Origin of the sequence: Amycolatopsis rhabdoformis, from assembly GCF_035918295.1 — a bacterium.
In the GTDB taxonomy this organism is placed as follows: Bacteria; Actinomycetota; Actinomycetes; order Mycobacteriales; family Pseudonocardiaceae; genus Amycolatopsis; species Amycolatopsis rhabdoformis.
Map to the genome: position 1 here is coordinate 7,352,904 of NZ_CP142149.1, position 18,896 is coordinate 7,371,799.

The 18,896-nt window shown below is 70.7% G+C and carries 21 protein-coding genes; 12 read left to right on the plus strand and 9 right to left on the minus strand.

Translation table 11 applies throughout. The annotated features are described in order from the left end of the window. Positions 1 to 134: 134 nt before the first annotated feature. From VSH64_RS33875 to VSH64_RS33890, 4 genes are all read left to right on the plus strand, one after another. Entirely contained in the window at positions 135 to 386 is a 252-nt protein-coding gene (locus VSH64_RS33875; RefSeq protein ID WP_204092841.1) for a hypothetical protein, read from the plus strand. Positions 387 to 545: 159 nt separating this feature from the next. After that, a complete protein-coding gene (locus tag VSH64_RS33880; RefSeq protein WP_204092840.1) occupies positions 546 to 1,220 on the plus strand; it encodes a Crp/Fnr family transcriptional regulator in 675 nt (224 codons plus the stop codon). A 1,135-nt stretch (positions 1,221 to 2,355) separates the two neighbouring features. Beyond that, complete coding sequence (locus VSH64_RS33885) at positions 2,356 to 3,609, plus strand: MFS transporter (RefSeq protein ID WP_407655578.1); 1,254 nt, start codon at positions 2,356 to 2,358, stop codon at positions 3,607 to 3,609. 63 nt (positions 3,610 to 3,672) lie between these two features. Beyond that, positions 3,673 to 4,737 carry a DNA polymerase III subunit beta gene (locus tag VSH64_RS33890; RefSeq protein ID WP_326566819.1) on the plus strand — a complete coding sequence of 355 codons (1,065 nt, stop codon included), beginning with the start codon at positions 3,673 to 3,675 and terminating at the stop codon, positions 4,735 to 4,737. Positions 4,738 to 4,978: 241 nt separating this feature from the next. On the opposite strand, the gene VSH64_RS33895 is transcribed toward VSH64_RS33890, so the two are convergent. Next, the gene (locus tag VSH64_RS33895) at positions 4,979 to 5,983 is read right to left on the minus strand and encodes an Lrp/AsnC family transcriptional regulator (RefSeq protein ID WP_326566820.1); all 1,005 of its coding nucleotides are present in this window, start codon (positions 5,981 to 5,983) and stop codon (positions 4,979 to 4,981) included. Between the two features lie 101 nt (positions 5,984 to 6,084). On the opposite strand from VSH64_RS33895, the gene VSH64_RS33900 reads away from it, so the two are divergent. After that, complete coding sequence (locus tag VSH64_RS33900) at positions 6,085 to 6,936, plus strand: VOC family protein (RefSeq protein ID WP_326566821.1); 852 nt, start codon at positions 6,085 to 6,087, stop codon at positions 6,934 to 6,936. Between the two features lie 5 nt (positions 6,937 to 6,941). Next, a complete protein-coding gene (locus VSH64_RS33905) occupies positions 6,942 to 8,135 on the plus strand; it encodes a carboxylesterase/lipase family protein (RefSeq protein WP_326566822.1) in 1,194 nt (397 codons plus the stop codon). A 60-nt stretch (positions 8,136 to 8,195) separates the two neighbouring features. Here VSH64_RS33905 and VSH64_RS33910 read toward each other — a convergent pair whose 3' ends face one another. The 7 genes from VSH64_RS33910 to VSH64_RS33940 form a co-directional block, all read right to left on the minus strand. Continuing rightward, positions 8,196 to 8,450, minus strand: coding sequence for a glutaredoxin domain-containing protein (locus tag VSH64_RS33910; RefSeq protein ID WP_326566823.1), 255 nt, complete (start codon positions 8,448 to 8,450; stop codon positions 8,196 to 8,198). Next, entirely contained in the window at positions 8,447 to 9,220 is a 774-nt protein-coding gene (locus tag VSH64_RS33915; protein WP_326566824.1) for an MBL fold metallo-hydrolase, read from the minus strand. The genes VSH64_RS33910 and VSH64_RS33915 overlap by 4 nt, the downstream gene beginning before the upstream one ends. A 2-nt stretch (positions 9,221 to 9,222) precedes the next feature. Next, a complete protein-coding gene (locus VSH64_RS33920) occupies positions 9,223 to 10,053 on the minus strand; it encodes an NUDIX hydrolase (RefSeq protein ID WP_326566825.1) in 831 nt (276 codons plus the stop codon). Positions 10,054 to 10,228: 175 nt separating this feature from the next. Further along, the gene (locus tag VSH64_RS33925; protein ID WP_326566826.1) at positions 10,229 to 11,374 is read right to left on the minus strand and encodes a hypothetical protein; all 1,146 of its coding nucleotides are present in this window, start codon (positions 11,372 to 11,374) and stop codon (positions 10,229 to 10,231) included. A gap of 37 nt (positions 11,375 to 11,411) precedes the next feature. Further along, complete coding sequence (locus tag VSH64_RS33930; protein ID WP_220244880.1) at positions 11,412 to 12,041, minus strand: hypothetical protein; 630 nt, start codon at positions 12,039 to 12,041, stop codon at positions 11,412 to 11,414. Next, positions 12,041 to 12,496 carry a RidA family protein gene (locus VSH64_RS33935; RefSeq protein WP_326566827.1) on the minus strand — a complete coding sequence of 152 codons (456 nt, stop codon included), beginning with the start codon at positions 12,494 to 12,496 and terminating at the stop codon, positions 12,041 to 12,043. The genes VSH64_RS33930 and VSH64_RS33935 overlap by 1 nt, the downstream gene beginning before the upstream one ends. Before the next feature lie 11 nt (positions 12,497 to 12,507). Then, positions 12,508 to 12,669, minus strand: coding sequence for a DUF4177 domain-containing protein (locus VSH64_RS33940; protein WP_006238837.1), 162 nt, complete (start codon positions 12,667 to 12,669; stop codon positions 12,508 to 12,510). Positions 12,670 to 12,830: 161 nt separating this feature from the next. On the opposite strand from VSH64_RS33940, the gene VSH64_RS33945 reads away from it, so the two are divergent. From VSH64_RS33945 to VSH64_RS33955, 3 genes are read left to right on the plus strand one after another with little or no spacing between them, the layout of a single operon-like run. Then, positions 12,831 to 13,079 (plus strand): hypothetical protein, encoded by a 249-nt coding sequence (locus tag VSH64_RS33945; RefSeq protein ID WP_326566828.1) that lies wholly within the window; start codon positions 12,831 to 12,833, stop codon positions 13,077 to 13,079. 22 nt (positions 13,080 to 13,101) lie between these two features. Continuing rightward, positions 13,102 to 14,106 carry an ArsA-related P-loop ATPase gene (locus tag VSH64_RS33950; RefSeq protein WP_326566829.1) on the plus strand — a complete coding sequence of 335 codons (1,005 nt, stop codon included), beginning with the start codon at positions 13,102 to 13,104 and terminating at the stop codon, positions 14,104 to 14,106. Then, positions 14,106 to 15,230 carry an ArsA family ATPase gene (locus VSH64_RS33955; protein ID WP_326566830.1) on the plus strand — a complete coding sequence of 375 codons (1,125 nt, stop codon included), beginning with the start codon at positions 14,106 to 14,108 and terminating at the stop codon, positions 15,228 to 15,230. Before VSH64_RS33950 ends, VSH64_RS33955 begins: the two co-directional genes overlap by 1 nt. A gap of 73 nt (positions 15,231 to 15,303) precedes the next feature. Here VSH64_RS33955 and VSH64_RS33960 read toward each other — a convergent pair whose 3' ends face one another. Next, positions 15,304 to 15,600 (minus strand): WhiB family transcriptional regulator, encoded by a 297-nt coding sequence (locus VSH64_RS33960; protein WP_326566831.1) that lies wholly within the window; start codon positions 15,598 to 15,600, stop codon positions 15,304 to 15,306. 343 nt (positions 15,601 to 15,943) lie between these two features. On the opposite strand from VSH64_RS33960, the gene VSH64_RS33965 reads away from it, so the two are divergent. The 3 genes from VSH64_RS33965 (at position 15,944) to VSH64_RS33975 (ending at position 18,896) form a co-directional block, all read left to right on the plus strand. Then, a complete protein-coding gene (locus tag VSH64_RS33965; protein ID WP_326566832.1) occupies positions 15,944 to 18,091 on the plus strand; it encodes a transglycosylase domain-containing protein in 2,148 nt (715 codons plus the stop codon). A 29-nt stretch (positions 18,092 to 18,120) separates the two neighbouring features. Continuing rightward, a complete protein-coding gene (locus VSH64_RS33970; protein WP_326566833.1) occupies positions 18,121 to 18,558 on the plus strand; it encodes a hypothetical protein in 438 nt (145 codons plus the stop codon). Positions 18,559 to 18,629: 71 nt separating this feature from the next. Then, entirely contained in the window at positions 18,630 to 18,896 is a 267-nt protein-coding gene (locus VSH64_RS33975) for a hypothetical protein (protein ID WP_326566834.1), read from the plus strand.

Consider the following 18,896-nt stretch of genomic DNA (forward strand, 5'->3'; position numbering starts at 1 on the left):
GGCGCGTCGGACGAGCCGGGCGGGAGCACCCGCCGGTGGACGACCGACACGCCAGAGCACCACCTCGGCGCACCGTGTGCCGCGAGGAGCGAGGATCTGGAGTCGATGCTTACTTTCCGTAGTGGATGTGGGTCATGACCGCGTGGTTCGTGATTCTGGTCCCACTGGTGATCATGTTCTTCGCTCTCTTCATGGAGCGAGTGGAAAGCCGTCTCAAGCACGTCGCCGTCCAGGAAAACGAGGTCGAAGAGTTCCTGGAGCAGGCCCAACCCAACGAGGTCAGGGCGCTTTACGGCCACGGGATCGGGCGCGCTCTGGAGCTGTTCCGGCTCCGCAGGCTGGGCGGACGGGCAGCCAGGCTTCGCGCGCGACGCGTGCGGAGTTAGGCTCCCTGTTCGTGCGAGATCGTCTCCGGCCGCCGCGCCCCGCGCGGCGAGCCGACGGGCGATCTCGCCGACACGCCCTAGACTGACGCGAAAGTGATCGGCGACACGGCCTTCGACCTGCGAAGGAAGTGATCGTTTCTCGACGAGGAGGCACCCGAGGTGGACGAAACCCTGGCCCGTGCGGGCATTTTCCAGGGTGTTGAGCCGGCAGCCGCTGAGGCTCTGGCCCAAACCTTGGAATCCGTGGAGTTCCCGCGCGGCCATGTCATCTTCAGCGAGGGTGAACCGGGCGACAAGCTGTACATCATCCAGTCCGGCAAGGTGAAGATCGGCCGCAAGTCCCCGGACGGCCGCGAGAACCTGCTGGGCATCTTCGGCCCGTCCGACATGTTCGGCGAGCTCTCCATCTTCGACCCGGGCCCGCGCACCTCCAGTGCGACCACGGTCACCGAGGTCCGCGCCGTGACGATGGACCGCCCGGCCCTGCGCCAGTGGATCTCCACGCGGCCCGAGATCGCGGAGCAGCTGCTGCGCGTGGTGGCCCGCCGCCTGCGCCGCACCAACAACATGGTGGCCGAGCTCATCTTTACCGACGTGCCCGGCCGCGTGGCCCGCGCGCTGCTGCAGCTCGCGCAGCGCTTCGGCAGCCAGGAGGCCGGCCTCCTGCGCGTCACGCACGACCTCACGCAGGAAGAGATCGCCCAGTACGTGGGCGCCTCCCGCGAGACCGTCAACAAGGCTCTCGCCGACTTCGCCCACCGCGGCTGGCTGCGCCTCGAAGGCAAGAGCGTCCTGATCCTGGACCCCGAACGCCTGGCCCGCCGCGCGCGGTAGCACTTCGCACTTCCGCCTGAAGGCCACTCTCACGCCCCACTCCGAGAGTGGCCTTCAGCCTTTTCTCCCCACCTCCACGGCACCACGCAACCTCACACTCGCCGCGACCACGCCCAGCTCTTCTCGGTGCGAACGCCCCCACCCTCGCGGTGGCGGGCTTCGCGTTCCGGCCCGCGCGACGCCGAGGGCTCGCGAAGGTCAGTGGGCGAGCCCGGTGTCGAAAGCAGGATTCCGGCTGCAAGGTGCAGAGGTGATCGACTTCGCGGGCGCGTTGTCGGCCCGCGCGGCCGAGGCCGGGGCAGCAGGCGGTGCCGCGCGAGTCGGCCGATGCCTGAGCGCGGTCGTGGCAGCACACCGACTCGGGCCCTACCCAGGCACATCCGCCCCACCTCACACGCCCGCGCATCGGCGGACCATGCCTTCGCAACTCGCCAGCGCCTGTCCCCCACACGGGCGGCATCTCCCTGCCACACCCGTGTCGCACCACGTTTTTCTTCCACCCCAGCGAAAATGGACACAGCTCCACGGCTCACCCCGACCGACCCGACCACGGAGCCAGCACCACCGACGAAACGGCTCACCCCGACCGACCCGACCACGGAGCCAGCACCACCGACGAAACGGCTCACCCCGACCCGACCACCGAGCCGGCACCACCGGCGTGATCGCGCCGGTGTCTTAGTGCCTGCTTTTGACGGCCCCAGCCGGCGAAAGCAGGCACTAAGGCACCGGCTTTGGGCGATCACGCCACGCGTCGGCGGAGCCGACGCCAAAGACACAGCAGAAAACAAAGAGCCGGGCGCCACCCCCGACGTGGCGCACCGGCTCTTTGCCTTCGCGCGGACCATCCCCCGACGACCCGCGCTCCCCGCCCTCCGGTTCAGGCCCCGACCCGTATGCCGGAGGGAGCTGGGATGTGCTGTTTCTCAACCATCATGGCCACTACCCACGAATTCAAGGCCATTCACTCTCAAGGACGCCACGTGCGCCGTTTCGTTGCACGAGTTCACCGAGAATGCGGAGAGCGTTACGGGATCGAGACCTCACGGGCGTAACCGCGGCGTTCGATGGCAGTGACGCACCTGACCGGAAAACAACTGGTACTTACGTACCACTCTCAGGCATACTGGTACGCGTGTCCCACTCTGAAGGTCGCACCACGCTCGCCGACTACCGGGCCGCGCTGAGGGCTCCCGGCTCTCGCCGCCCGGTCGTCGCGTCGGTGCTCGCTCGTTTGCCGATCGCGATGATCGGTATCTCCGCGCTGCTCTACGTGCAGCGGGAGACCGGTTCGTTCGCCGCCGCCGGGCTGGTTTCGGCCAGCTCGCTCGTCGGCGTGTCCGTGGGTGCGGTGGTTCAGGGGCGGCTCATCGACCGCTACGGGCCCACGCGGCCGCTGCTGGTCACGGTGGCGTTTTTCGCGATGTCGATGGTCGCGCTGGCCCTCGCGATCGAGGCGCACGCGCCCACGTTCCTGCTGGTCACGCTGGCCGCGGCCACCGGGTTGTCGGAGCCGATGATCGGGTCGGCTTCGCGAGCGCTGTGGACGAAACTGCTTCCGGAAGGCTCTGCGCGCAACGCGGCCTTCTCGTACGAAGCGATCAGCATGGAGGTGTTCTTCATCCTCGGCCCGGGCATCGCGGGCCTGCTGATCACGGCGCCGTGGGCCGGCACGGGCATGGTCGTGGGCGCGGCGGCGATGGTGACCGGCGCGACGGTGTTCGCGTTGAGCCCCGCCGTGCGCGCGTGGGGTCCGGCGCCGAAGACGAAGACGCGGCTGCTGGGTGCGTTGGCGAGCCCCGGCATGCGCACGCTCGCGCTGGCCGCGCTGGGTTTCGGTGTGGTGATCGGGTTCGTGGAGGTGGCCGTGCCGGCCGCCGCGACCGAGTCCGGGCACGCGGCGCTGAGCGGGCTGCTGCTTTCGGCGTGGTCGCTCACGTCGGTGGCGTTCGGCGTGGCCTACAGCCTGCACCCGTGGCCGCGCCGCCTCGGCCTGCGGCTGCCCGCGTTGCTGGGCGGGTTCGGCGCGCTGGTGGCGCTGCTGGCGCTGCCTTCGTCGCTGTGGGCGCTGGCGCTCCTGATGCTGCTGGCGGGTGCGCTGATCACGCCGCAGTCGACCACGCACTCGACTGCGATCGAAACCGTCGCGCCGCGCGGTACGGCCGCGGAGGCGTTCGGCTGGGTGCTCACGGCGGTCACGCTGGGGCTGGCCGCGGGCCAGTCCGTGAGCGGTTACCTGGTGGAGCACGCGGGTCCGAGCGCGTCGTTCCTCGCGGCTGGGGTGTCCGGAGTGGTGCTGGCGGTCGTCGTGTGGCTGCTGCGCGGCACGGTGCGCAAGCCGGCCGCCGAGCCCACCGGCCCGGACACGCTCGTGGGCGCCGGCCGCTGACGTTTCCGCAGCTCAGCACGACCGTAACCGGTTTTTGTCGGTGGGCCGCGCTAGCTTCGCGGCATGGATCTCACGTCACCGGCACGGCCACTGTCCACGGCCGTGAACGCCGCGGCGCGCCTCCTGCCCAAGCAGGCCGCGCTGCGGCTTCACGCGGACGCGGGCGGGCTCGAGGTCGTGGGCCGCGACCGCGACCTGTCCGTGCGATTGACGGCCCCGGCGATCACCCACACCGACGGTGAGGTGCTCGTGCCGGCGGCGCCGCTGGCGGAGACGCTGAAGATGCTCGACGTCGACCAGGTGCGCCTGGTCGTCGAAGGCAGCCGGCTGGCGGTGCGCGTGGAAGGGGCGCGCTTCGCCTTGCCGCTGCTGGACCGGGGTGCGCGCGTGGAGCCCGCGCCGCCCCCGCGGTTGTCCGAAGTGGACGGCGGACTGCTGGCGGCCGCCGTCCGCACGGTCGCCGGCACGGCCGCGAAGGACGACCCGCTGCCGGTCTTCACGGGCGTGCGCGTGCAGAGCTCCGGTGACGCCCTCGTGCTCACCGCCTCGGACCGCTACCGCATGGCCGTGGCGCGCGTGCCGTTGCGAGCGGCGTGGGGGCCGCTCGACGTGCTCGTGCCCGCGCGCCTGCTCACCGAGGCCACGCGCCACGCCACCGGCACCCTCACCCTCCACGCCGATACTGGCCACTTCGGCCTCGCCTGGCCCGGCGGCACCGTCACCACCGCCGTGCTCGACGCCGGCTTCCTGTCGGCCGACACCATCCCGTCCGGCGCGGTCGACACGGAAGTCGAGCTCTCCGCCGCCACCCTCGCCGCCGCGATCCGCCGCGTCGGCGTCTACGCCGAAGACCGCCGCACCTTCACCCTCGAGGTCGGCGACACCCACGTCCGCCTCGCCAGCACCCGCGCCGACACGGGCGAAGCCGAGGAAACCCTGAAGGCAAACGTTTCCGGCGGCCGCACCTCGCCCACGTTCCAGGCGCGCTACCTCCTCGACGCCCTTGCCCCCTTCGCCGACACCACCGTCCGCCTCGCCATCCAGCCCGGCCTGCGCGCGTGCATCCTCACCGCGGCCGAGCCCCAGGAGGTGAGCCTCACGTACTACCTGATGCCCATGCTGCGGTAAGGCTGTGTCGTCTGCGACGGCTTCGCCGAACGCGGGCGAGATCGCTTCAAGCCGGCTTCTTCCCTCCCGGTTTTCTCGCGGCCCAGGGGCCGCGAGAAAACTGCTCAGTCCAGAAGCCGGCGCGATCTCGTGGTCGAGTGCGGTCGCGGTCGACTGCAGCCGGGTCGGTGGTAGCCGTGGTCGAGTGAGGTGGAGTCGTGGGCTCGGCGGATGCGGTGGGCCGCGTCCAGCCGGGGGTGACTCAAGTGCCGGTCCAGCTGCCGGAGCGTTTGATGGTCCGGATCATCGGGGCCGTCTCGACCTGGTGGATGCCGGGGAGGGCGCCGAGGCGGGTGGCGAGGAAGTCGTAGAGGGCGTCGTCGTCGGTGCAGCCGACGGTCACGGCCAGGTTGGTCGGCCCGGTGGTCGCGGCGACCAGCGCGACTTCTGCATACGTCGAGACTTCGCGGGCGATCGCGTCGAGGCGGGACGGGGTGACGCTGAGCCAGAGCAGCGCCGACAGCGAGGCGCCCAGGAGAGCCGCGTCCACCTCGACGTCGAAGTACAGGGCGCCCGAGGTGCGCAGGTGGTGCAGACGGCGGCGCACGGTCGTCTCCGAGCGGCCTGAAGCGGCGGCCAAGGTCGCGAGCGAGGCGCGGCCGTCCTGGGAGAGGGCGGTGAAGAGAGCGTCGTCGCCGGGTTCGAGGCGCGGGGTCACCGGCGACGAGCCCGAAACACCCGCGCCGGCGTCGAAACCGGAACCGGCACCGTCGGTCAGCGCCGCGACCTGCTCGGCAGACAGCGCACTCGCCCGCCCAGGCCACCCCGTCGGGCCACCTGCGAACCGCCGCAGCAACCGGTGCGCCGTCACCGACACCACGCGCGGCGTGCGCGGCAGTTGCCCCAACAGCAACCCCTCGTCGGCCTCCTGGCGTGGCGCCGACGTGTAGCACGCGATCTCCGTACCGCCCGAGGTGAGACAGACCCAGGCGGTGTCGTCGCGGCGGGCCAGTGCCGTGGCGATCGCTCCGGCGGCGTCGGGCATGCAGCGCACGCGCAGCAGCCACACCACGCGCCCGAGCTTGGTCACCTCGGGAACGCCGACGACCCGCAGCACGCCCGTGGACCGCAGCCGGTGGTAGCGCCGCGCCACGGTCTGGTCCGACACGCCCAGCACCTCGGCCAGCCGGCTGAACGGCACGCGCCCGTCGACCTGGAACGCGTGCGCCAGGCAGCGGTCGAGCTCGTCGAGCTGAGGGGAATCCACCGGATCAGCCTAATCCGTGTCGGATTTGGAGCACTTCAAGCCGATGAGCAGCCTGAACCGCCGCAGCGGACCAGAGTCGAGCGCATCGGAAGGAGCCACACATGAACCTCGACCACACCGTTTTCCTCGCCACCGACTACGACCACGTCTGGCGCCGCTACGAACAACTCGGCTTCACGCTCAGCCCGCACTCGCGCCACCTCGCCGCGAGCACCAGCGGCGGCGAACCCACGCTCAGCTGCACCGCCAACCGGTGCGCCTACTTCGGCGACTCGTTCCTGGAGTTCATCGGCATCGTCGACGCGACCGCCGGCGACCCGTGGGAAGTGCTGCCGATCGTCGCGCGCGGCGACGGCCTGCACGGCGTCTCGTTCGGCGTCCCGGACACGCCGGCGGCCGAACGCCGGCTTGTCGAAGCCGGCCTCTCGACGACTGGCGCGCTGTCTCTGCAACGCGACGTCGGCACCCCCGACGGCCCCCGCACCGCGCGGTTCCGCAGCGTGCACCTGCGCCGCGACCGCACGCCGGAAGGCATCCTGCACACCGCCGAGCACCTCACGCCGGAGTTCGTGTTCCAGCCGCGCTACCTCAGCCACCCCAACACCGCGACGGGCCTCGACAGCGTGCAGCTCGTGGTCGCCGACGCCGACCTGCCCGCCTACACCGAGCGCTACGAACAAATCCTCGACCAGACCGCCACGGACAACTCGTTCCAGCTCGGCATCGGCCGCCTCGACCTCGTGCCCGTGACCCGCCTCGACGACGTCCTCCCCGGCGAGCAGGCACCTCGCCTGCCGTACTTCGCCGCACAGACCGTGGCCGTCGAAAACCTCGCCACGGCACGGAAACTCGTCACGGAAGCCGACCTGCCCACCGTCGACCTGCCCCGCCAAGGCTTTTTCGTCCCCGCCGCGCACGCCGGCGGCGCGGCCCTCGGTTTCGTGGAAAGGTGAACCCGATGATCGTCGAAACCACCAGCGGCCAGGTGCGCGGCGTGAACGGCGCGTTTCGTGGCATCCCGTACGCGCAGCAGGAACGCTTCGCACCGCCGACGAAGGCCCCGGCGTGGACCGGCGTCCGAGACGCTCTGGAACCCGGCCCGGCGGCGATCCAGCTGCCGTCCCGGCTCGCGGCGGTGATCGGGCCGATGGAGCTGGCGCAGTCGGAGGATTGCCTGTCGCTCAACGTCTTCACGCCCTCGACCACCGGTGCGCGCCCGGTCCTGGTCTGGATCCACGGCGGCGCGTTCCTCACCGGGTCCGGCGGCCAGGGCTGGTACGACGGCACGCGGCTGGCCACCGAGGCCGACGTCGTGGTGGTCACGGTCAACTACCGCCTCGGTGTGCTCGGCTTCCTGCCCCTCGACGGCGTCGCCCCGCCCAACCTCGGCATCGCCGACCAGCTCGCCGCGCTGGAATGGGTGCGCGACAACGCCGCGGCCTTCGGCGGCGACCCCGGCCGTGTCACCCTCGCCGGCCAGTCCGCGGGCGCGCAGTCCACGCTCACGCTCTGGTCCGCACCCCGTGCGCAGGGCCTGGTGCACCAGATCGCCCTGCAGAGCCCGCCCGTCGGCCTGCCCCCGCAGACGCCTGACGAGGCGGCCGGCTGGGCCGACAAGTACCTGCACGCCCTCGGCGCGACCGGCCCCGCCGAGCTCACCACCATGCCCACCGACCGGCTGCTCGACGGCCTCAAGACGCTCGCCGCCCAGCTCGGCGGCGGGATCGCACCGCCGTTCCAGCTCGTGGCCGACCACGACCTCGTCCCGGACAACCTCATCACCGCTGCGAAACCCGGCCGCGCGCTCGTGAGCTGGACCCGGGACGAGGTCCGCGCGTTCACCCCCGACGCGCCTCAGGAGCAGGTCGACGCGATGACCACGTCACTCTTCAGCGGCGACCTGCCCCGGCTCATGAAGCAGCTCGGCGAAGACGCCACCCTCATGCGGTTCGACTGGGCCGCGCCCGGCAACCGGTACGGCGCCTGCCACTGCATCGACGTGCCGTTCCTCTTCGGCAACGGCGCTCCGGGCGCCGCCTGCCTCGACGGCGCCCCGAACCCGCCCGAGAGCGACGACCTGCGCAAGCTCTGGGCCCGGTTCCTCCACGGCGAACGGCCCGCCGTCGACAGCCCGCTGCTCACCGCGTTCTGAGCGTGAAAAGGGCCGCTCACCAGCCCGGTGAGCGGCCCTTTTCGGCAGAACCCGCGGAACTCAAGCCGCCGACGCAGCCTTCACCGCCGCCTCGACCTCGGCGAACGACGGGTTCACCATCGCGATCGACCCGACGATCACCGTCGGCACGGTCTCGTTGCCGTTCGCCACCTCACGCACCCGCTCGGCCGCGCCCGGCTCCTCCCAGATGTTGATCTCCTTGACGGTCAGGCCGCTCGCCATCAGCGGCCGCCGCAGCGCCGCGCAGAAGCCGCAGCCCGGCCGCCAGTAGAACTCGACCTCGACGTCACTCATCGCCCGTCCTCCGAAGCACGTAGGTAGTCCAGCTGCGCCCGCACGCTCATTTCGGCAGGCGCCCACAGCGCTCGGTCGACGTCCGCGTAGACCACCTCGACCACCTGTCGCGGCGACGCGTCGGCCCCGAGCACCTTCAAAGCGGAACGCACCTGGTCCAGCCGCTGTTCCCGATGGGCCAGGTACTCGCGCGCGGTCGCGGGCAGGTCGGCCAGCTCGGGCCCGTGACCAGGCAGGCCGGGCGTGCCGGCGGGCAGCTCGATCAGCTTGCGCAGCGACCGCAGGTAGTCGCCGAGGTCCTTGAGCACGGTCGTGCCGCGCCCGAGGATCGTGTCGCCGGTGAGGATCTGGCCCGCGACGTGCAGGGACACGGAATCGTCGGTGTGCCCGGGCGTGTGCAGCACGCGGAACGAAAGTCCGCCCGCGCTGAACTCCTCACCGTCGGCGAACGGCTCGGCGCCGCGGCACAGCGCTGCGTCGAACGCCCGCACGGGCGCGCCCACGCGCTCGGCGAACCACGGCGCGCCCTCGGCGTGGTCGGCGTGGTGGTGGGTCAGCACCACGAGCTCCACGGCACCGACGGCCGCGAGCTTTTCGAGGTGCTCGAGGTCGTGGTAACCCGGGTCGACGACCACCGCCGCCGGCGCGTCCGCCCCGCGCAGCACCCAGCTGTTGGTGCCTTCGAGCGTCATCGTCGACGGGTTGTTCTCCAGCAGCACCTGCGCGGTCTCGGAGACGCGGCGAAGCACGCCGTACGCGGGAGCGGTCACCTTCAGACCTCCGAGTCGTCGAGGACGACGCGGAAGCGGTCACCCTCCTTGATGAGCGTCGGCATGGTGCGCACGATGTCGCGCGGCGCCGCGAGCAGGTCGTCGGCCGTGGCGAACTCGTCGATCTCGGTGAGCGTGAGCCAGGTCGGCGGCATCAGCATGCGGCGGCCTTCGCGCGCGTCGGCGATCGCGGCCGACGGCCGCTGCCAGCCGGTGGCCAGCGCCTCGGACGTCGCGCCGTCGGCGCGCTGGCCCTCGGGCAGCCGTGCGGAGAAGAAGCGCGTGTCGTAGCGGCGCGGCTCCTGCGCCGGCGTGACCCAGTGCGCGAACGGCCGCAGCAGGTCGGCGCGCAGCGTGAGCCCGGCGTCGGCGAGGAACGCGGCGAGCGAGATTTCCCGGCTCTCCAACGCTTTCCGCGCTTCGGCATACGGTCTGACGTCAGCGACCACGGCGTCTTCCGTGCCCGCCAGCAGCACGCCCGACTCCTCGAACGTCTCGCGCACCGCCGCGCACACGAGCGCGCGGGCGAGGTTTTCGTCGCAGGTGAACTGCGCGGCCCACCAGCTCGGCGGTGGTCCGGCCCACGCCACGGACGCGTCGGCGTCGCGCGGATCCACGCCGCCACCGGGGAACACGGTCATGCCGCCGGCGAAGGGCATGCCCTTCACGCGGTGCTGCAGGAAGACTTCGACTCCGCCCGCAGCGTCGCCGTCACGCACCAGGATCACCGTGGCGGCGTCCTTGGGGGTCACGGGCGGGCCGTCGGAGTTCGCCCTCGTGCTCACTCCGGCCCCCACGGGGATGTCGAACAGGAACTCACGCGGCCGATCCACCGGGGCAACATACCTCGCGACCGTGACCCCACGCCTACGACTTGTGACATGTCACCAGCGCGGCCACGACAGCGCGGTCCCGGACGACAGCACGATCCCGAACGACAGCGGGGTCGGAACACAGTGCGGCCCCGAACCCGCTCGGGGTCCGGGGCCGCACCGGTAGCTCACTGCGTCAGGAAGACGACCACCGGTCGCCACCCGACCGGGACGCGCCGTTGAGCCGCAGCCGGGCCGCCTCGGCGCGTTCGCGCTCGGCCAGCTCCTCGTGCAGCTCACGCAGCAGCGCGCGGTCGCGCTCGGACAGGCTCGGGTCGTCGAGGTCCAGAGCGGGCAGCTCCACGACCTCGTGCATGCTCGGCTTGCCCGCGGCGATCTCGCGGCCCTTCTCCGGGTCCTCCGCCAGCGCCTGCCGCAGCTGCGCGACCTCGGCCGGCGTGAGGTCGGCGGTGCGCTCGGCGCGCGTCTCCGACCGCGACTTGCGCGAGTTGTCGACCTGCGGCGTCGGCGTGTTCTGCACGATCGGCACCACGGGCGCGACGACCTCGGGCGCCTGCCGGATGCTGTGCCGGCTCGGGGCCTCCAGCACCGGCTCCACCACGGGCGTCGGCACCGGCACCGGCGCGGGGGCCGGCGGCGGCTGCGGCGGGGCCGCGACCGGCTCGGGCCGGTACTCCGTGGTCGGCGTGTGCGTGCTGCCGGTGACCCACACGGGCGTGGCGACGGACGCGGCCGACTGGTGGTACGCGGACCGCGCGACCCCCGGGCCGCTGACCTCGACGACCGACCTGATGCCGGCCCGACGCAGGGCCGTGTCGACGCGGAACGCGACCGCGGGCGGGTTGCCCTCCGGCCCCAGCTCCACCAGCACCACGCGCTGCGGCAACGCACCCGGCACGGAACCGGCCGGCGTGTTGCGCCACACCGCGTGCACCGAGCGGACGTCCGGCAGCACCTGCAGGGTGCGGTCGAGCGCCTCGGCCAGCCCGAACTCCGGCTGGTTGTCGCCGGTGAAGCGGTGGCTGTGCACCTGCTCGGCCTCGTCGACCAGCAGGTCGTTGGCGAGCGTCGCGTCCGAACGGCTCATCTCGAGCACCAGCGCCAGTTCACGCTGCTCCGACGAGCTGACCGGGATCCGGCCCGCGATGAGCGTGCCGGTGGTCAGCTCGACTGCTTCGTCGATGTGCGCGCGGGCGATCAGCTCACGTGCTTCGGTGAGCGCGCTGTCGTCGATGCGGCCCGCCAGGGCCAGCAACAAGTTGTGCAGGCGCAGGGGCACCGAGAACCCGTCCATGGGCGGGCCGTCGTGAACCTCCACCATTGCTCTGCTCCTCCCAGCTCGCCTGGCGGCTCGAGCGTTAAGCGGCGACGAGTCGATTACCGGAACCCGCGGCACCGACGCAGACCAGCTCCGAATTGGCGAGCGCGGCCCGGTGGTACCCGGGTAGGTCGAAGCGCGGTGGGATGACCTCGACGCTCGGCTCCTCGTCCCCCAGGACCCGCAGCACGCGCTGCAGTTCGCCGGTGAGCCTCGGCAGCCCGGACGTCGCCGTCACCAGCAGGACACGCTTGGCCCCACCCTCACCGACCACACCGAGGTGTCGCCAGCTTTGCCGCACTTCCCCCACATCCGCGCGTCCTCGCAACGTTGCGTGGAGCAAGACGGACACAGAGTCGACTGAGTTCACCCATTCGGGCGCACTCGGTGTGAATGTGTACCTGGTCTCGGTGACGTCGTCTACCCCCAGGGTGGAACTCACCTGGTGCCAGTCGGCGCCGTGCGGGATGAGACCCGCGACGAGCAGGCGGTACTCGGTTTGGTCCAGATCGATCCTGTGCTTAAGCAAAGACCTGGGCAGCGTACGCGCGAGCGTGCCCATCGCGCCCTCGCCCAGCCAGTCGCGGAACCGCCACAGCAGCTGGTCCGGCGTGCGCCCCGCGAGCCGGATCAGCAGCTCGTGCAGGGACTGTTCGATGTCGGGGTCCATCACTTCACCTCCACGATCAGTTCGACCTCCACGGGCGCCCCGATCGGGAGCTCCGCGACGCCGACGGCCGAGCGGGCGTGCTTGCCCGCGTCGCCGAAGATCTCGCCGAGGAGCTCGGACGCACCGTTGATCACTGCGGGCTGGCCGGTGAAGCCCTCCGCGGACGCGACGAAGCCGACCACCTTCACGATCCGCGTGACCGAGTCGATGCCCACGAGCGCGTGGACCGCCGCCAGCGCGTTGAGCACGGAGGTGCGGGCGTGGCCCTTGGCCTCTTCGGGGCTGACCTCCGCGCCGACCTTGCCGGTCGCGGCGAGCGTGCCGTCGACGAAGGGCAGCTGGCCCGAGGTGTACACGTGCGAGCCGCTCTGCACGGCCGGCACGTAGGCGGCCAGCGGCGCGGCGACGGCGGGCAGCTCGATGCCGAGCTCGGCGAGCCGGGAAGTCCAGGTCACGACGGGTCCCCTCAGTTCTTCGGGCGCTTGAGGTACGCGACGTGCTGCTCGCCGCTCGGGTTCGGGAGCACGGTGACCAGCTCCCAGCCGTCCTCACCCCACTGGTCGAGGATCTGCTTCGTCGCGTGGATCAGCAGAGGGACGGTGGCGTACTCCCATTTGGTCGCGCTCATGCCGGGGAGCGTAGCCAAGCGGGCAAGGGTGGACACGGCCGCCGCCGTTCAAGGCCGAGCGGGACAGGGGAACACAGGTGCGCCCGTCCAGGTGAACGACTCACCGACCGTGAGCGGATGTGGTCCACTTCACACGTTTCGACCCTCGCTACCGTGGGGGTGTGGAGACGTGGCGGATCATCGCGACGGTGCTGCTCGCCGCGGCCGGGCTGCCGCTCGTGCTCGTGGTGATGGCCAAGGTGCGCGACCGCGTGAACAGTTCGGCGCAGGTCGCGATCGGCGGCGCGGTCACGTTCACGGCGCTGGTCGTGGTGGCCGTGCTCACGCTCACCGTGCTGCCCGGCCTGCTCACCTGGATCATCGTCGCCGTGGTCGCCGCTGCGGTCGGCGTCATGGTGCTGGCGAGCTGATGCCCGGTTTAGTGTTGAAGGCGTGACCACTCCCTCCGCCGGCTGGCCCGACGAGCTCACCCGGGCCCGGCTGCACTTCGTCACCGGCAAGGGCGGCACCGGCAAGACCACCCTCGCCGCGGCACTGGGCCTGGCGCTCGCCCGCGAGGGCCGCCGGGTGCTGCTGATCGAGGTCGAGGGCCGCCAGGGCATCGCCCAGCTCTTCGACACCGAGCCGCTGCCGTACGCGGAGCAGCGCATCGCGTCCGTCCCCGGCGGGGGCGAGCTGCGCGCGCTGCACATCGACGTCGAGGCCGCGCTGCTCGAATACTTCGAGATGTTCTACAACTTGGGCTTCGCCGGCCGCACGCTGCGGCGGATGGGCGCGATCGAGTTCGCGACCACGCTCGCGCCGGGCCTGCGTGACGTGCTGCTGACCGGCAAGATCAAGGAGTGCGTGGGCCGCACGGAGTCCGACGGCCGCCACACCTACGACGCCGTGGTGGTCGACTCGCCGCCCACCGGCCGCGTGGTCAAGTTCCTCGACGTGACCAAGGCCCTCACCGACCTCGCCAAGACCGGCCCGATCCGTGGCCAGGCCGACGGCGTCGTGCGGCTGCTGCACTCGGGCGAGACCGCCATCCACCTCACCACGCTGCTGGAGGAGATGCCGGTGCGCGAGACCGTGGAGGCGGTGGCGGAGCTCGACGGCGCCGACCTGCGGCCCGGCGCCGTGCTGGTGAACCGCGTACGCCCGCCGCGCCTGCCCGCGCGGTCAGTCACGGCCGCGGCCGACGGTCGTGTCGACGCCGGCCGCGTGCGCTCGGGCCTCGCGTCGGCCGGGCTGAAGCTGCCGGACGAAACGCTCGACGCGCTGGTGGAAGAGACGGTGGAGCACGCCGTGCGCGTGGCCGCCGAACAGCGGGCGCGTGAGCAGCTCGCCGAGGCCGACCTGCCGACGCTCGAGCTGCCGGAGGTCACCGACGGCGTCGACGTGGCGGCGCTCTACGACCTCGCGGAAGCGTTGCTGGATCAGGGGGTGCGCTGATGACCACGCTCGACGTCGACGCCCTGCTCGACGACCCGGAAAGCCGCGTGATCGTGTGCTGCGGCTCCGGCGGTGTCGGCAAGACGACCACCGCGGCGGCGCTCGCGCTGCGCGCCGCCGAGCGCGGCCGGCAGACGGTGGTGCTCACCATCGACCCGGCGCGGCGGCTGGCGCAGGCGCTGGGCCTGCGGGAACTCGGCAACCACCCGCGTCAGGTGCAGGTGGAGGGGTTCGAGCCCAAGGGCGAGCTGTGGGCGATGATGCTCGACATGCGCCGCACGTTCGACGACATGGTGCGCGTGCACGCCGGGCCGGAGCGGGCCGAGCAGCTGCTGCAGAACCCCTTCTACCAGACCATTTCCACGTCGTTCTCCGGCACGCAGGAGTACATGGCGATGGAGAAGCTGGGGCAGCTCGCCGCCACCGACGAGTGGGACCTGATCATCGTCGACACGCCGCCGAGCCGTTCGGCGCTCGACTTCCTCGACGCGCCCACGCGCCTGTCCAGCGCGCTCGACGGCCGCATGATCCGCCTGCTCACCGGCCCCGCGAAGGCGGGCGGCTGGGGGCTGCGCAAGGTGGTGAGCGCCGGGTTCTCGATGTTCGCGAAGGCCGTGTCCACGATCATCGGCGGGCAGCTGCTGGCCGACGCGTCGGCGTTCATGCAGGCCTTCGACAGCATGTTCGGCGGCTTCCGCGAGCGCGCCCGCAAGACGGCTGAGCTGCTGCGCTCGAGCGGCACGTCGTTCCTCGTGATCGCCGCGCCGGAGCCCGACGCGCTGCGCGAGGCGTCGTACTTCGTCGAGCGGCTCGCGGGTGAGTCGATGCCGCTCGCGGGTCTCGTGGCCAACCGCACGCACCCCGTGCTCGCGTCGCTTTCGGCATCGGAGGCGATCGCGGCCGCGGAGTCGCTGCAGAAGGGCGACACGAGCGCGCCGCTGGCCGAGGCCGTGCTGCGGCTGCACGCCGACCGCGTGGCTCTGGCCGAACGCGAGAACCGGATGCTGGCCCGGTTTACGAAAGCACATCCCGAAGTGCCGCTGGTGCGGGTGCCGGCGTTGGCCGGTGACGTGCACGACCTGGAAGGTCTGCGCGACATCGGTACCAAGCTTGTTACTGACTGAGCTCGTTACTGACTGAGCTCGTTACCGAGTGAACTCGTGAGTGGCTGAGCTCTGCCCAGCCACTCACGAGAGCTCAGCTGACGCGGGCGCCTTCCACGGCGTCGCGCTTGGCCGCCTCCAGCAGTTCCGCCCAGTTGGTCACGTCGGCGCGCCGGCGCAGCAACGCCCGGCGCTCGCGCTCGGTCATGCCACCCCAGACCCCGAAGTTGATCCGGCCGTCGAGCGCCTCGGCGAGGCATTCCGTGCGGACCGGGCACCCCATGCACACGGCCTTCGCCCGGTTCTGCTCGGCGCCGCGCACGAAGAGCCCGTCGGGATCGGCATCCCGGCACGACGCGCTCATGCGCCAGCTCGGCTGTTTGGTCTCCATACCCCCAGCTCCCTACCCTGGTGTTCGACACCAGCGAAGGTGAAGCTCCCGCTCCCACCCCCGCGAGCGTGTCTCCCTCTGCTCCCACGTCGGTGACGGCACCTCCCCGGTGCCGCTGCCGCCGTTCGGTCCAGAGGAGCTCCCACTCGCACTGGGCCGTCAGGCGGCAAAAATCTTTCGTGGAACGTTGACGGACTGTAGGGGCCCTCGGTTCCCCTAGCCAAGACCTAGCATGCATTCCGTTACCGGATGTCACCTCATGGGGTCCGTTTTGTCACGACTGTCGACCCCTGGCGGGTGTGAGGTAACGGGAGCACAACAGGCCTTCAGTACCCTGGCCTTCGTGCGCAAAACGGACGGTCTCTTCAAGCTCATCGGCCTCTGTCTGCTCGCGGGGGTGCTGGGCGCCGGAATCCTGTTCCCCGTGGTGGGCGCGGCCGGCGTCGTGTCGAACCAGGCGAGCGAAACGGTGGAGAAGACGTCGTCCGACCTCGCCGATATCCCGCCGCCCCTGGTGACGACGATCACGGACTCGGGCGGCAAGCCGATCGCGACGCTGTACGACCAGTACCGGATCCCGGTCGCGGCCGACCAGATCAACGAGGCCATGCAGTGGGCCCTGGTGTCGGTGGAGGACAAGCGCTTCTACGAGCACCACGGCGTCGACTGGCAGGGCACGCTGCGCGCGGCCGTGTCCAACAGCACCGGCGGCGACACGCAGGGCGCGTCCACGCTCACTCAGCAGTACGTGAAGAACTACTTGATCAACGTGGTCTACCGCGGCGACAAGGTGGGCCAGGAGAAGGCCCAGGAGCAGACGCTCGCGCGCAAGCTCAAGGAAGCGCGCATCGCCATCCAGCTCGAGACGAAGCTGTCGAAGCAGCAGATCCTCGCCGGCTACCTGAACATTGTCGAGTTCTCGCGCCAGATCTTCGGCATCGGCGCCGCCGCGCACGCGTACTTCAACACCACGCCGGAGAAGCTCACGGTGCCCCAGGCCGCGCTGCTCGCGGGCCTGGTGAACAACCCGATCAACAACGACCCGTGGAAGCACCCGGACAAGGCCACCACCCGCCGCAACCTCGTGCTCGACCGCATGGTCGACAACCGCAAACTCGCGAAGGCCGACGCGGAACGCTTCAAGGCGTCCCCGCTCGGCGTCGTGCCGGACACCCCCGCGAAGCCCGCGTCGAACTGCACGGGCGCGGGCCCGGAGAACGGCTTCTTCTGCCAGTACGTCGAGGACTACCTCCTGAAGGCCGGCTTCTCCAAGGACGACCTGTACACGGGCGGCTACACGATCAAGACCACGCTCGACGAGAAGGCCAACCACGAGGCGAAGGTCTCGGCGGAGACGCAGGTCAAGAAGACGCAGAAGAACGTGGCGAACACGCTTTCCCTTGTGCGGCCGGGGAAAACACGCCATGAGGTGGTGGCGCTGGCGGCGAACCGGGACTACGGGATCGACGCGGATGCGGGCCAGACCACCTTCGCGCTGCCATCCGGCGTGTACAACACGGGCGGCGCTGGGTCGAGCTACAAGATCTTCACCACGGCGGCGGTGCTGGACAAGGGAATTGCCGGCATCTACAGCAACATCCCGGTCGGGGATACCTATGTGTCCCACGTGTTTCCCGGTGGCAACAGCAGTTGCCCTCCGACCGGCCCGCCGTACCGTTCCAATTGGTACTGCGTGGGCAACGCGGGGCATTACGGTGCTTCGAACACCCTTCAGGGCGCCCTCGCGACCTCACCGAACACCGCGTTCGTGGCGCTTGAGGACCAACTCGGCAGTACCGCTCCGGGGATCGACATGGCGGTCAGGCTGGGCATGAAGAACACCATGGCGAGCAACACGGGCGGCGGCCCGGTCGACCCGAAGGATCCGGCCAAGAGCCAGAGCCAGGCCAAGGCTTACGGGCCGGACAACAGGACGCCCGGCTTCGGCGCCTTCACCCTCGGCTTCAGCCCGACCAGCGGGCTGGAAATGGCGAACGTCGCCGCAACCCTGCTGAGCGGCGGCGTCTGGTGCCCGCCCACGCCGTTGTCCGGCATCACCGACCGCAATGGCAAGCCGGTGCAGTACAAAGAAGAAGCCTGCGCCCAGGCGGTGCCTGAGGGCTTGGCCAACACGATGGTCGTCGGCATGAGCAAGGACGACCAGCCGGGCGGCACCTCCGCCGCGGCGGCAGCGGCCGTCGGCTGGAACCGTCCGATCCTCGGCAAGACGGGCACCACGCAGAACAACGGCTCCGCAACCTTCGTCGCCGGCACCCCGCAAATGGCGGGCGCCGCCATGGTCTTCCGCCCCGAAGGCGGCACCGGCGGCCTCTGCTTCCGCTCCGTCGGCACCGTCACCACCTGCGGCACCGGCAACATGTTCGGCGGCAAGACCCCCGCCCAAACCTGGTTCGGCGCGATGAAGAACATCATGGCCGACCAACCGATCGCACAGCTGCCGCCGGAGGATCCGAGGTACACGGGTCGTTGATGCGAAGAAGGTCGGCGAGCCTCTGCGTCTTGGCGGTGCTGGTGCTGTGCGATACCGCCTGCACCAGCTCCGCCGAACAGCTGGATCCGATTGCCACGAAAGGTGCACGGGAGAAGGCTTCGGCTGTTCTCGGCGAATTGCGGAGCGCAACTCCGCCGACACGGGAGTCGATTGACCGGGCTGTCACGAGGATCCTGGCGGGATGGAACACCGGCGGCGTCACCGTGCTGCTCCGAAAAGACATTCCCGCTGCTGGTCGGTTCACCGCCAGCTTCGCGCTTCTCTCCTTTGTGGGGGGCGGAGTCAACGGCGAGTACATCCAGTACGCGGTGCGACTCTGCGTTTCCTATTCCGGCGACGTGAACCGGCCCGGCTCGACGGAGATGGCCGACCTGACCTGCCCTCCTGGCTTGCCCGACCCAAGTGACAGCGTTCGGGTCAGACGCGAAGTCAAGCTCACTGACTGAGCCGCGCTAATCGATGGACTGGCCGTCTCCTTTGCCCGGATACTGAAGATCTCCGGGGGAAGGGGGCTGTCGTGGAATTGGTTCTCGGCTCGGTGGTGTTCTTGGTGGCGCCCTCGATGATCGTCGCGTGCTGGCGGTTTCGGGTGGCGCGGTGGCGGGTGGGAGTGCTGGCCGCGCTGATCGCCGTGTCAGTGGCGCTGGTGGCCGTGCTGCGGGAGCCGTTGGCGTTGTGGGTGCTGGCTCTCGGGCCCGGTGTGGTGATCGCGGTCGGGCGGCTGGCCGTGGAGTGGTGGCGGCCCGGTGGTGTCCGGCGCCCTGAACGGCTGGCGGGACACTAG

What these genes read in the sequence shown, in the direction of transcription:
- VSH64_RS33875 (WP_204092841.1), top strand. Translation starts at nt 135, where the DNA reads ATGACCGCGTGGTTCGTGATTCTGGTCCCACTGGTGATCATGTTCTTC.
- VSH64_RS33890 (WP_326566819.1), top strand. Translation starts at nt 3,673, where the DNA reads ATGGATCTCACGTCACCGGCACGGCCACTGTCCACGGCCGTGAACGCC.
- VSH64_RS33900 (WP_326566821.1), top strand. Translation starts at nt 6,085, where the DNA reads ATGAACCTCGACCACACCGTTTTCCTCGCCACCGACTACGACCACGTC.
- VSH64_RS33905 (WP_326566822.1), top strand. Translation starts at nt 6,942, where the DNA reads ATGATCGTCGAAACCACCAGCGGCCAGGTGCGCGGCGTGAACGGCGCG.
- VSH64_RS33910 (WP_326566823.1), bottom strand. Translation starts at nt 8,450, where the DNA reads ATGAGTGACGTCGAGGTCGAGTTCTACTGGCGGCCGGGCTGCGGCTTC.
- VSH64_RS33925 (WP_326566826.1), bottom strand. Translation starts at nt 11,374, where the DNA reads ATGGTGGAGGTTCACGACGGCCCGCCCATGGACGGGTTCTCGGTGCCC.
- VSH64_RS33930 (WP_220244880.1), bottom strand. Translation starts at nt 12,041, where the DNA reads ATGGACCCCGACATCGAACAGTCCCTGCACGAGCTGCTGATCCGGCTC.
- VSH64_RS33940 (WP_006238837.1), bottom strand. Translation starts at nt 12,669, where the DNA reads ATGAGCGCGACCAAATGGGAGTACGCCACCGTCCCTCTGCTGATCCAC.
- VSH64_RS33955 (WP_326566830.1), top strand. Translation starts at nt 14,106, where the DNA reads ATGACCACGCTCGACGTCGACGCCCTGCTCGACGACCCGGAAAGCCGC.
- VSH64_RS33960 (WP_326566831.1), bottom strand. Translation starts at nt 15,600, where the DNA reads ATGGAGACCAAACAGCCGAGCTGGCGCATGAGCGCGTCGTGCCGGGAT.